General features: G+C 73.4%; 1 pseudogene. It reads left to right on the top strand.

The annotated features are described in order from the left end of the window. A pseudogene (locus FV222_RS29120) lies at positions 1-422 on the top strand (alpha-D-ribose 1-methylphosphonate 5-triphosphate diphosphatase); the annotation flags it as partial. Between the last annotated feature and the right edge of the window lie 6 nt (positions 423-428).

Here is a 428-nt window from a genome sequence, read left to right as displayed (position 1 = left end):
GGGCCGGCACCGCGCGCAAGATCCGCGACGGCGCCGCCCTGAACGCCCGCAACCGCCCGATCCTCGTGGCGCTGGCGCGCGCGCACCGCATTCCGCTGGCGAGCCACGACGACACGACGCTCGCCGACGTGGCGATGTCGCAGGCCGAGTCGGTGGCGCTCGCCGAGTTCCCGACCACCCGCGAGGCGGCAGAAGCCTCGCACGCGGCCGGCATCACCGTGATGATGGGGGCACCCAACCTGATCCGCGGCGGCTCCCATTCCGGCAACGTGGCGGCGCAGGAACTGGCCGAGGCCGGCCTGCTCGGCATCCTGTCCTCCAACTACGTGCCGGCGAGCCTGCTGATGGCGGCGTTCCAGCTGCCCAAGCGCGTGCCCGGCATCGACCTGGCCGCCGCCATCTGCTGGCTCGCCGGCACGTAGTTGGAG

This window comes from Methylobacterium sp. WL103 (assembly GCF_008039885.1).
Classification (GTDB): Bacteria; Pseudomonadota; Alphaproteobacteria; order Rhizobiales; family Beijerinckiaceae; genus Methylobacterium; species Methylobacterium cerastii.
This window is presented reverse-complemented; position numbering and strand designations above follow the sequence as displayed.